This window comes from Stenotrophomonas sp. yr243 (genome assembly GCF_900184195.1).
Taxonomy (GTDB): domain Bacteria; phylum Pseudomonadota; class Gammaproteobacteria; order Xanthomonadales; family Xanthomonadaceae; genus Stenotrophomonas; species Stenotrophomonas lactitubi.
This window is the reverse complement of record NZ_FXWT01000001.1, coordinates 548,919-559,160: the sequence shown is the minus strand read 5'-3', so window position 1 is coordinate 559,160 and position 10,242 is coordinate 548,919. Positions and strand designations below refer to the sequence as shown.

General features: G+C 65.9%; 11 protein-coding genes and 2 tRNA genes. 3 read left to right on the top strand and 10 right to left on the bottom strand.

The features are described from left to right. Window position 1: 1 nt before the first annotated feature. The 8 genes from QOL57_RS02640 to QOL57_RS02605 all read right to left on the bottom strand — a co-directional run bounded on the left by QOL57_RS02640 (window position 2) and on the right by QOL57_RS02605 (window position 5,911). A tRNA-Arg gene (locus tag QOL57_RS02640) sits at window positions 2-78 on the bottom strand. Continuing rightward, entirely contained in the window at window positions 69-995 is a 927-nt protein-coding gene (locus tag QOL57_RS02635; RefSeq protein ID WP_089240311.1) for an alpha/beta fold hydrolase, read from the bottom strand. The genes QOL57_RS02640 and QOL57_RS02635 overlap by 10 nt, the downstream gene beginning before the upstream one ends. Further along, entirely contained in the window at window positions 992-1,801 is an 810-nt protein-coding gene (gene thiD / locus QOL57_RS02630; RefSeq protein WP_089240313.1) for a bifunctional hydroxymethylpyrimidine kinase/phosphomethylpyrimidine kinase, read from the bottom strand. Before thiD ends, QOL57_RS02635 begins: the two co-directional genes overlap by 4 nt. Before the next feature lie 311 nt (window positions 1,802-2,112). Then, the gene (locus QOL57_RS02625; RefSeq protein WP_059063786.1) at window positions 2,113-2,781 is read right to left on the bottom strand and encodes a YoaK family protein; all 669 of its coding nucleotides are present in this window, start codon (window positions 2,779-2,781) and stop codon (window positions 2,113-2,115) included. A gap of 9 nt (window positions 2,782-2,790) precedes the next feature. Then, window positions 2,791-3,297 carry a hypothetical protein gene (locus QOL57_RS02620; RefSeq protein ID WP_089240315.1) on the bottom strand — a complete coding sequence of 169 codons (507 nt, stop codon included), beginning with the start codon at window positions 3,295-3,297 and terminating at the stop codon, window positions 2,791-2,793. After that, window positions 3,294-4,694: a PhoH family protein gene (locus QOL57_RS02615; RefSeq protein WP_089240317.1), complete on the bottom strand. Its 1,401-nt coding sequence runs from the start codon at window positions 4,692-4,694 to the stop codon at window positions 3,294-3,296. The genes QOL57_RS02620 and QOL57_RS02615 overlap by 4 nt, the downstream gene beginning before the upstream one ends. Window positions 4,695-4,778: 84 nt before the next feature. Next, window positions 4,779-5,258, bottom strand: coding sequence for a peroxiredoxin (locus tag QOL57_RS02610; RefSeq protein ID WP_089240319.1), 480 nt, complete (start codon window positions 5,256-5,258; stop codon window positions 4,779-4,781). Between the two features lie 92 nt (window positions 5,259-5,350). Beyond that, window positions 5,351-5,911, bottom strand: a complete 561-nt coding sequence (locus QOL57_RS02605) for a glycine cleavage system protein R (RefSeq protein ID WP_025879444.1) — start codon at window positions 5,909-5,911, stop codon at window positions 5,351-5,353. Window positions 5,912-6,075: 164 nt separating this feature from the next. Here QOL57_RS02605 and dapA point away from each other — a divergent pair, with 164 nt between their 5' ends. Both dapA and QOL57_RS02595 read left to right on the top strand, forming a co-directional pair. Continuing rightward, complete coding sequence (gene dapA / locus QOL57_RS02600) at window positions 6,076-6,969, top strand: 4-hydroxy-tetrahydrodipicolinate synthase (protein ID WP_089240321.1); 894 nt, start codon at window positions 6,076-6,078, stop codon at window positions 6,967-6,969. Between the two features lie 32 nt (window positions 6,970-7,001). Beyond that, entirely contained in the window at window positions 7,002-7,517 is a 516-nt protein-coding gene (locus QOL57_RS02595; protein ID WP_089240323.1) for a hypothetical protein, read from the top strand. A 236-nt stretch (window positions 7,518-7,753) separates the two neighbouring features. On the opposite strand, the gene fdxA is transcribed toward QOL57_RS02595, so the two are convergent. Further along, window positions 7,754-8,077 carry a ferredoxin FdxA gene (gene fdxA, locus QOL57_RS02590; RefSeq protein WP_005409054.1) on the bottom strand — a complete coding sequence of 108 codons (324 nt, stop codon included), beginning with the start codon at window positions 8,075-8,077 and terminating at the stop codon, window positions 7,754-7,756. 186 nt (window positions 8,078-8,263) lie between these two features. On the opposite strand from fdxA, the gene QOL57_RS02585 reads away from it, so the two are divergent. Continuing rightward, a complete protein-coding gene (locus tag QOL57_RS02585) occupies window positions 8,264-9,688 on the top strand; it encodes a sugar porter family MFS transporter (protein WP_089240325.1) in 1,425 nt (474 codons plus the stop codon). A gap of 450 nt (window positions 9,689-10,138) precedes the next feature. On the opposite strand, the gene QOL57_RS02580 is transcribed toward QOL57_RS02585, so the two are convergent. Further along, a tRNA-Glu gene (locus tag QOL57_RS02580) sits at window positions 10,139-10,213 on the bottom strand. Window positions 10,214-10,242 lie beyond the last annotated feature (29 nt).

Here is a 10,242-nt window from a genome sequence, read left to right as displayed (position 1 = left end):
GTGGTGCGCCCGGAGAGATTCGAACTCCCGACCGCCTGGTTCGTAGCCAGGTACTCTATCCAACTGAGCTACGGGCGCCCTGCGACAGGAGCGGAATTATGCGGATGTCGGCGCGAGTCGTCAACGCTTTTGTGAAAATTTTCACCCAACTGAATGAAAAACGCCTCTGCGACAGCCTCCGGGTGTTTCATCCACGCGAAGTGGTCAGCTCGCGTACCCAGGTCCTGCGCAGAAAGCACGCGCAGCTGTGAGGCGACATTCGGCAGTTTCGCCAGCAGCGCCTGCATCGATCCGATAGGCGCCAGCCAATCGTGTTCCATCAGCACCGCCTGCGCACTGCCATGCACACGCGCCATCTGCGCGTCCAGATCCTCGTCCATGCCGACGGCAGCGTAGTGATTGTTCAGCCCTACGCGCGCCCAGTCGGCGATCAATCCACGTGCTTCGGTGCCGCCGAAGCCCAATCGGCGCCCGTGAAGCACGCCCTGGCGTCGCGCGATCCATGGCAGGAAGCGATAGATCAGTGGCAGCAACCAGCCGCGTGGTGGCGGGAACGTGCGCCAGAACGGTGTACCGCTGGCGGCCAGCCACAATCGATCGAATGCCTGTGGCTGGCGCCCGGCATGCACGCAGGCCAGCTGACCGCCCAGGCTGTGACCACCGATGATCCAGGGCAGCACGTTCTGGCCAGCATCGGCATCGGCGAGCAGGGTCTGACTGGCCGGCAGGTCGTGGTCGAGAATCTGTTTATAGCCCCAATCCTCGGTGCGCGACGGGCGCAGCGAGCTGCTGCCATTGCCGCGCCATTCGTGCAGGTAAACCGCCACGCCCTTGGCTGCCAGTGCCTGCGCAAGCGGCAGGTAATGGCGTGCGGCCACGCCCAGCGCCGGCAGCCACAACAGCCTAGCCAGCGGCTGTGCAGGTACGCAGGCGATGACCTCGTAACGGTGGCCATCGCCGCTGTCCACGGCAAGTGCGCGTGGCGAATCGCTCATGCGTGCGGTGCCGCGCCGAAATGATCCAGCACCAGCACCTCGCTGCGGCCGGGCGCATAGCCCTGCTGCAGCCCGCGCGCCACGTAATCGATGCCGGCTTCGCAGGCATTGGCCAGGCTCAGACCGTTGCACAGCTGCGCGGCGATGGCCGAAGCCAGCGTGCAGCCCGTGCCGTGCGCATCCAGTGGCAGGCGGGCATGACTGAATTCTTCGCTGCTGACGCCATCGAAGTAACGGTCGACCACGCGGTTGCCTTCGTGCAGGTGACCGCCCTTCAACAGCACCGCACCGGCACCCAGATCAAGCAGTGAGGCGGCGACCTGCTCCGCGTCATTGCCATTGGCGATGCTGTGGCCCACCAGCAACTCCGCTTCCGGTGCATTGGGGGTGACCAGGGTGGCCAGTGGCAGCAGCCGTTCGCGCATTGCCTGCAGCGCGCTGTCCTCCAGCAGGCGCGCGCCGCTGGTGGCGACCATCACCGGGTCCAGCACCACGTGCGGTGGTCGATGGCGTTCAAGGGCATCGGCCACGGCGTGGATCACCTCGGCGTTGGCCAGCATGCCCAGCTTCACTGCGTGGATGTCGAAGTCGTCGAAGCAGGCCTCTATCTGCGCGCGCAGGAAGTCGATCGGTGGTACGTGCACGGCGCTGACGCCGCGGGTGTTCTGCGCGGTCAGCGCGGCGATCACCGACAGGCCGTGCACGCGATGCGCGGCGAAGGCCTTCAGGTCGGCCTGGATGCCGGCGCCACCGCCAGAATCGGAGCCGGCGATGGTCAGGGCGGAAACGGGGGTGGTCGGGCTCATGCAGTGATTGTGCCGTGCTGCCCAGTGTGGGGGTAGTGCCGGCCGGGTTGCACCCGGCACCCGCAGAGGCAACAGCAACACCTGGAGCAACGGCGGCATCTGGTGGGATGCGGGGCGGTGTGGGGCTGCAGGACACGCCGTAAACCCGTCCGTGGGGGCTCGATGGCGCCATCCATGGCGCCAACGGTCCTGCAGCCCCACACCGCCCCGCCTCTGACGGCTTCCTGCAGTAGATCCACGCCATGCGTGGATATCGCGGAAATAATCGGATGAACATCGTAGATCCACGCCATGCGTGGATGACGCCATGCTCAGCGCCGCCAGCGTGCCCATTGCTGGTAGGACACATAGCCCAGTCCGGTCAGGCCGGTCAGCAGGGCAGGGGCGAGCAGGGCGTCGTACTGCCAGCGCACGAACAGCCAGGCGCCGATGACGCCGCCTGCGAGGAAGCCGCTGATGATCAGGCCGCTCAGGGTCAGGCGTCGTACCTGCAGCGGGAGTCCGCGCAGCAGGTGGCCGAGGCCGATGCCGAGGTCGGTGAACATGCCGCTGAGATGGGTGGTGCGTACGACGGCGCCACTGAACGTGGTGGCCATCGCATTCTGCAGTCCGCACGCCATCGCGGCTGCCAGTGCGCCCCATATCTGATGCTGCTTGAACAGCGGAATAGCCGCCAGCAGCAACAGTGATTCCAACGCCAGCGCGACGCCGTAGCGGCGGCCCAGCTGCAGTGCGCTGTCCTGGATCAGCAGCCCGCTGACCATCGCGCCCAATGAAAACGCGATCAGCAGACCCCACAGGTGGCCGACCGCGCGCCAATCCCCCTGCGCCAACGCCATGCCGAGCTGGCTGGTGCTGCCGGTCATGTGGCTGACCGCCTGGTGTTCAAAACCCAGGAAGCCGACCACATTGACCATGCCGGCCACGCACGACAGCGCGACCGCGCCGATCCAGACCCAGGTGGGCAGGCGGATTCCCATGGCAGGCCCTCAGGGCCCGCCGAAGCCGCCGTTGAACTGCAGCTCGTTGAAGGTGCCGCTGGCCGGATCGAAGACCGCGCCCCAGAACTGCGCGCCACCATCGCAGACCCGCACCGCTTCGCGGGCGGGTCGCAGACTGTTGTCTTCAGGCAGGTGGAACGCGTTGATGTAGATCACCTGCTTTCCGTCCAGCTCGATGCCGACGTACTGGCGGTCGAAATCCATGACGTGCGGCACCTGCGTTTCCAGCGCTGGCAGCTTCGCTTCCAGCTGGTCCACCTGCTGCCGGCTCGGTGCCCAGTAGCCGCTGACCCGCCCGGCCTCGCGGCCGGGGCTGGGGCGCGAGCAGGTGTCGAGTACCTGCGCGGCGATGATCGGGCGGGTGACCACCCAGGACTGGCCACTGCGTTCGGTGGTCGGCACGCTGGCCGGTCCCTGCGTGGTCGCGCAGGCACCGAGCAGCGTGGTAATGGCGACCGCCATCGATGGCAGCAGCAGGCGGGTGCAACGGTTCACAACACCTCCGACGCGTAATCAGCCAGCCGCGAGCGTTCACCGCGACGCAGCGTGATGTGCGCGCTGTGTGGCCAGTTCTTGAAGCGGTCCACGGCGTAGGTCAGGCCCGACGTGGTTTCGGTCAGGTACGGGGTGTCGATCTGTTCGACGTTGCCCAGGCAGACGATCTTGGTGCCGGGGCCGGCACGGGTGATCAACGTCTTCATCTGCTTGGGCGTCAGGTTCTGCGCCTCGTCCAGGATCAGGTAACGCGACAGGAACGTACGGCCGCGCATGAAGTTCATCGAGCGGATCTTGATGCGGCTGGCCAGCAGGTCGTTGGTCGCCTGGCGGCCCCACGTGCCGCCTTCCTGGTTGTGCGTCAGCACTTCCAGGTTGTCGGTCAACGCGCCCATCCACGGCGTCATCTTCTCTTCCTCGGTGCCGGGCAGGAAGCCGATGTCCTCGCCGACGCTGACCGTGGCGCGGGTCATGATGATCTCGCGGTAGCGCTGCTGGTCCATCGTCTGCGCCAGGCCGGCGGCCAGCGCCAGCAGGGTCTTGCCGGTGCCGGCGGTGCCGAGCAGGGTGACGAAGTCGATTTCCGGGTCCATCAGTGCGTTGAGCGCGAAGTTCTGCTCGCGGTTGCGCGCGCTGATGCCCCACACGGCATGGCTGCCGTGGCGGAAGTCATCGACCAGGGACAGCACCACCTTGCCATCGCCGACGATCTTGCTGACACGCAGCTCGACCTCGTCTTCGCCCGGCAGGTAGACGTACTGGTTCGGGTACCACTCTTCGCCGTCCTGGGCGAGCACTTCGTAATGGGTGCGGCCCTTGTCGCTCCAGCTGCGCAGATCGTCGCCGTGGCGCTTCCAGAAGTCTTCCGGCAACTCGGTGGCGCCGGTGTAGAGCAGGCTGAAATCGTCCAGTGCACGATCGTTCTCGTAGTCTTCCGAAACGATCCCGGCGATGGCCGCCTTGATCCGCAGGTTGATGTCCTTGGAGACGAACACCACCGGGATTTCAGGGGTTTCTTCCTTCAGCGCCAGGATCGCGCCGAGGATGGCGTTGTCCGGGATGACCTTGCCAAAACTCTTGCCCGCGTCGAAATGGCTGGTCTGGAAGCGCAGCAGGCCAACGCTCTGCTTGCCGCGCAGCTGCAGGCCCTGCGGCCGCTGCAGCGGAATGCCCTCGGCCAGGTTGTCCAGGCCCGAAGCCTGCACCAGCTCGTTGAGGAAGCGGCTGACCTGGCGCGCATTGCGGCTCGCTTCGGTCATGCCCTTCTTGCCGTTGTCCAGCTCCTCGATCACCTGCATGGGCAGGTAGACATCGTGCTCCTCGAATTTGAACAGCGCGGTGGGATCGTGCATCAGCACGTTGGTATCCAGCACGTAGATGCGCTTGCCTCGGGTCATCATCGGTTCCTGGTTACGGACAGGGAAAAACCACCACGACCTGCTGCAGGGCAGGGTGGTGGCGGACAAAGTGGGCGATGGGACTCACTTGGACGGATGGGCCTTCAGTTCGGCAAGCACGGCGTCGGCATGGCCGGCGACCTTGACCTTGCGCCATGACTGCACGATGCGGCTGTCGGGGGAAATCAGGAAGGTGCTGCGCTCGATGCCACGTACCTGTTTGCCGTACATGTTCTTCATCTTGATGACGTCGAAGGCGGTGCACAGCGCTTCGTCGGCATCACTGACCAGCGGGAACGCGAAGCCCTGCTTGGCACAGAAGTTGTCGTGGGACTTCACCGAGTCGCGGGAGACGCCAAGCACGACCGCGCCCGCCTTCCTGAAGTCGGGCAGCAGTGCGTTGAAGTCGATGCCCTCGGTGGTGCAGCCCGGGGTGCTGTCCTTGGGGTAGAAGTACAGCACCAGCCACTGGCCGGCGTAATCGCCGAGGGTGGCCTGGGCACCGCCGGACAGTGCCAGCGGCAGGGAGAGGGTGGTGCTGTCCAGGGTATCGCCGTTGTTCATGAGGTCCTTCTGTCGAGCCTGGGTTCTTTCTACGACAATTGCATGAAACGCCACGCGCCCGTGAGGAGCGCGCGAAAAATTAAGGGTTTCAATCAGAACTTCATCGGGTCCATGATCGCGTCCAGGTTCAAGTGGTCGCAGAACTCGAGGAAATCGTCGCGCAGGGCAGCGATGTGCATGTTGGCCGGCACACCGATGGTGACCTGTGCGCTGAACATTTCCGCACCGGTCTGCATGGCGCGGTAACGCGTGCTCTGCAGGGTCTCGATGGTGATGCCCTGGCGATCGAAGAAATCGGCCAGCTGGAACAGGATGCCCGGCTTGTCGGCGGCGATCACCTCGACGATGTACGGCAGCAGGTTGGACTGCGCCTGCTTGGCTTCGGTGCGGTACCAGACCAGCTTCAGGCCTTCCTCGCGCTCGAGCCGGGTCAGCATCGCTTCCAGCTTGGCGACCGAATCCCAGGAGCCGGTGGCCAGTGCGGTCACCGAGACATCGCGGCCCACGGTGGCCAGGCGTGCATCCACCAGATTGCACCCGCTGTCGGCGATGCGGCGGGTAACGGACAACAGGGGGGACTCCGGATGCGTCGTATAGGCGTTGATCAGGAGGTGGTTTTCGCTCGGCGCTGGGCGCGGGGTGGTGTCGGTCAAGGCGATTCCGGGTAATGCATGCGTTAGTCTGAATGCCCGCCAGAGGCGGGGATCCACCGGTGTCCAGCATACTTGCCCGTGCTTTCGCGCCGCAAGTAACATTCAGATCGCCCCCGGCCTTTCGTGGCGGGCGTTTTCCCTCCCCAGCCAAGAGCAGCACGTCCTTGTCCCTTTCCGGCCTCATCACCGCGCTGGCGACCCCCTTCCGGGCCGACGGTGCACTCGACCCCGACGGTTGGCAGCGCCTGCTGCACCTGCAGCTGGAGGGCGGCGTCCAAGGCGTTGTCGTTGCCGGCTCCACCGGCGAGGCAGCCACCCTGTCCGATGCGGAGTACGACCAGCTGCTGGCCAGCGCGGTCGAACGCATCGCCGGCCGCGTTCCGGTCCTGGCCGGCACCGGCCTGTCCGGCACCGCCAAGACCATCGAGCAGACCCGCCGCGCCGCCGCGCTCGGTGCCACCCACGCGCTGGTGGTCACCCCGCCGTACGTGCGGCCGACCCAGGCTGGCCTGATCGCGCATTACCGCGCGGTCGCTGACCAGGCCGGATTGCCGGTGGTGCTGTACAACGTGCCCGGCCGTACCGGCTGCGACATGCTGCCGGAGACCGTGGCCGAGCTCGCCAGCCATCCGAACATCGTCGGCATCAAGGAAGCGGTGGGTGATACCGGCCGCGTGCGCGCGCTGCTGGACCTGCGCAGCGCGACCTTCGCCGTGCTCACCGGTGATGACGGCACTGCCGCACGTTCGATCCAGGCCGGCATGGACGGCCTGATCTCGGTCGGTTCCAACGTGCTGCCCGGCGCCTACCGCCGGATGTGCGACCTGGCCGCTGCCCGCGACCATGAAGCCGTCGAATCCTGGGATGCGCGCCTGCAGCCGTTCCATGACTTCTGCGGTATCGAATCCAACCCGATTCCGGTCAAGGCGCTGTTGCGTCGGATCGGCATCGGTCACGATCTGCGCCTGCCGCTGCTGCCGCTTTCGGCAGCACATACGCCTGCCGCCGACCATCTCGCCGGCGATATCGCCGCCCTCGAAGCCCTTTCCAGCCACTGACCTTCCGTCTTGGTCTGATCCAGGAGATTCACATGCGCCAATCCGTTTCCGCCGTCCGCGTGCTGTCCTACGCGCTGCTTGCTGTAGCTGTCGCCGCCGGCACCACCGGTTGTTTCAAGCGTGGCGTCAAGGGTGACTATGCCCTGGCCCCGGAAGTGCGTCCGCTGGAAGTGCCGCCGGACCTGAACCTGCCGGCAGGCGCCGGCAACAACCAGGTGCCGACCCTGAGCTCGGCGACCAAGCCGGCCACCCCGGCTGCCGCCACCCCGGCCGTCAGCGCCACCGGCTTCACCGTTGCCGGCAGCAAGGATGAAGCCTTCGCCAAGGTCGGTACCGCGCTGGAAGGCGTGGAAGGCCTGACCATCGCTACCCGCGCGCAGCTGCTGGGCTCGTACGACGTGGCCTATGAAGGCAGCAACTTCCTGGTCCGCGTGGTCGCCGTCGACGCCGGTGCGTACATCTCCGCCGTCGACCCGCGTGGCCTGCCGGCCACCGCCGCAGCGCCGGTGAAGCTGATTGCCGCACTGAAGGCGAAGCTGGCCCCGTAATGGCCGGTCCGGTGGGTGCGGACCTGCGGGTTCGTACCTGCCGTGGTAGAGGCCGACCTTGGTCGGGGCCTTTGTGCCAACCAAAGTTGGCAGCTACCAGGGCAAGAACGGAAAAGGGCGCCCTGGGCGCCCTTTTCATTGCCTGCAGGTTGGTACCTGCCTTGATAGAGGCCGGCCTTGGCCGGCGCTTGTGTGCCAACCAAGGTTGGCACCTACCAGGCAGCAGTACCGGCGCCTCAGCGCTCCAGCAGCTTCAGCTTGTCCGGCTTGCCGTCCCACTCACCGGCGTCGGCCGGCGGGTCCTTGCGCACGGTCAGTACCGGCCACTCCTTCGCCAGTTCTGCATTGAGGGCGACAAAACCTTCCTGGCCAGCGGGAACATCGTCTTCCGGGAAGATCGCGTTGACCGGGCACTCGGGTTCGCAGAGGGTGCAGTCAATGCACTCGTCCGGGTCGATCACCAGGAAGTTCGGGCCTTCGTGGAAGCAATCCACGGGGCACACTTCCACGCAATCGGTGTGTTTGCACTTGATGCAGTTTTCGGTGACGACAAAGGGCATGGGTAGGGGGTGAATCGCTTTCTGAACCTGCCAATTCTAGAACAGGTTGGCCCCCGGTGTCGGTTGCCGTGTGAAAGTGGGGCAGATTGGCGCCCGTAATGCCCATTTGGCGGCATGCCCGCCCTGTGCGACGCTGCCAGGGCCGCCGGCCCGCTTCGGTCGGCCCCCTTCCTTGCAGGATCCTTCATGTCGCCAGTCCAGCCCGGTGCCGCCTCCAATGGCGGTGAGAACACGGCCTTCATCGTCCTGATCAGTTGCGCCGCCACCCTCGGCGGTTTCCTGTTCGGCTTCGATAGTGGCGTCATCAATGGCACCGTCGACGGCCTGCGCCAGGCCTTCAACTCCAGCGAGGCCGCGCTCGGCTTCGAGGTCGCCTCGATGCTGCTGGGGTGCGCGATCGGCGCGTTCGCAGCCGGCTGGCTGGGTGATCGGCTGGGACGTCGTGGCGTGCTGATCGGGGCGGCCGTGATGTTTCTGGTGTCGGCGCTGGGTGCCGGCGCCGCACATGCGTCCTGGTTGTTCGTCTGCGCGCGCGTGCTCGGCGGATTCGCCGTCGGTGCGGCCAGCGTGATGTCGCCAGCCTACATCGCCGAAGTCGCGTCGGCGCGCTATCGCGGCCGGCTGGCGACCGTGCAGCAGATGGCGATCATCTGCGGCCTGTTCGCGGCGTTCCTCAGCAACTATCTGCTGGCCCGGGCGGCGGGCGCCTCGACCGAGCCGCTCTGGCTGGGGCAGGAGGCATGGCGCTGGATGTTCTGGATGCAGGCGCTGCCGTCACTGTTGTTCCTTCTGCTGTTGCTGGTGATTCCGGAGAGCCCGCGCTTCCTGGTGATGAAGGGCCGGCAGGCGCAGGCGAGGGCGGTGCTCGGGCGGTTGTACGGTGAACGCGCCGCGGTGAACAAGCAGGCCGAGATCGAAGCAAGCCTGGCCCAGGACCAGCACAAGCCGCGTTTCGGCGACCTGCTCAACAAGGCCACCGGCAAGCTGCGTCCCATCGTCTGGGTCGGCATCGGCCTGGCGATGTTCCAGCAGCTGGTCGGCATCAATGTGGTGTTCTATTACGGCGCCGTGCTGTGGCAGGCGGTGGGTTTCTCCGAAAGCGACGCGCTGCTGATCAACGTGTTGTCGGGTGCGCTGAGCATCGGCGCCTGCCTGCTGACGGTGGTGCTGATCGATCGCATCGGCCGCAAGCCGCTGCTGTGGGTCGGGTCGGTCGGCATGTCGGTGGCCCTGGTGCTGATGGTGGTCGCTTTCGCCAGTGGCAGCTTGGCCGATGGTCGCCTGCAGCTGTCCGACGGCATGGGCCGGTTGGCGCTGGTAGCGGCCAACGTCTACGTGGTGTTCTTCAACATGTCCTGGGGCCCGGTGATGTGGGTGATGCTGGGCGAGATGTTCCCGAACCAGATCCGCGGCCCGGCGTTGGCCGTGGCCGGTGCGGCGCAGTGGACGTCGAATTTCGCGATCACCGTGACCTTCCCGATGCTGCTGGCCGGCATCGGCCTGGCCGGTGCGTACGGCATCTACACCGTCGCCGCGATCCTCTCGATCATCTTCGTCGTCCGCTACGTGCGCGAGACCAAGGGCAAGGAACTGGAGCAGATGGAAGGCTGACGTGTGCCTGGCTTCGGTTGCATTTCGTCGGCGCCTGATTGTCGTCGATAGCGAAGGCGGGGCAGCCCAAGCCGGGACACGCCGTAAACCCATCCCTGGGGGCTCGATGGCGCCATCCATGGCGCCAACGGTCCCGGCTCGGGCTGCCCCGCCTTCGCGCCCGGCCATACGGCTTCGGCGGATGCTTCAAAGCCTGGGGCCGAGTCTGTTGCGGCCGCCGTCGCGGAAAATTGTCAGGAGGGGGCGGGCCACCCTTTCCTGGACCGTTGGCGCCAAGGATGGCGCCATCGAGCACCATGGATGGGCTTTAGCGTGTCCAGGAAAGGGTGGCCCGCCCCCTCCCGCGCAGGAACAGGGAGGCGCAAAAGCGACCACGCCCGTTGGAATCGAGAATCCGGAAAACAGAAAAGCCCGCACAAGGCGGGCTTTTTCGGTTCCTGCTGCGGCGACTGGTGCTCCCTAGGGGACTCGAACCCCTGTTTTAGCCTTGAGAGGGCCACGTCCTAACCACTAGACGAAGGGAGCAGTGTGTCGCTGCCGGTGCAGGAGCGCTA

What these genes read in the sequence shown, in the direction of transcription:
- fdxA (WP_005409054.1), bottom strand. Translation starts at nt 8,077, where the DNA reads ATGCCCTTTGTCGTCACCGAAAACTGCATCAAGTGCAAACACACCGAT.
- QOL57_RS02585 (WP_089240325.1), top strand. Translation starts at nt 8,264, where the DNA reads ATGTCGCCAGTCCAGCCCGGTGCCGCCTCCAATGGCGGTGAGAACACG.
- QOL57_RS02610 (WP_089240319.1), bottom strand. Translation starts at nt 5,258, where the DNA reads ATGAACAACGGCGATACCCTGGACAGCACCACCCTCTCCCTGCCGCTG.
- QOL57_RS02635 (WP_089240311.1), bottom strand. Translation starts at nt 995, where the DNA reads ATGAGCGATTCGCCACGCGCACTTGCCGTGGACAGCGGCGATGGCCAC.
- QOL57_RS02615 (WP_089240317.1), bottom strand. Translation starts at nt 4,694, where the DNA reads ATGACCCGAGGCAAGCGCATCTACGTGCTGGATACCAACGTGCTGATG.
- QOL57_RS02595 (WP_089240323.1), top strand. Translation starts at nt 7,002, where the DNA reads ATGCGCCAATCCGTTTCCGCCGTCCGCGTGCTGTCCTACGCGCTGCTT.
- thiD (WP_089240313.1), bottom strand. Translation starts at nt 1,801, where the DNA reads ATGAGCCCGACCACCCCCGTTTCCGCCCTGACCATCGCCGGCTCCGAT.
- QOL57_RS02625 (WP_059063786.1), bottom strand. Translation starts at nt 2,781, where the DNA reads ATGGGAATCCGCCTGCCCACCTGGGTCTGGATCGGCGCGGTCGCGCTG.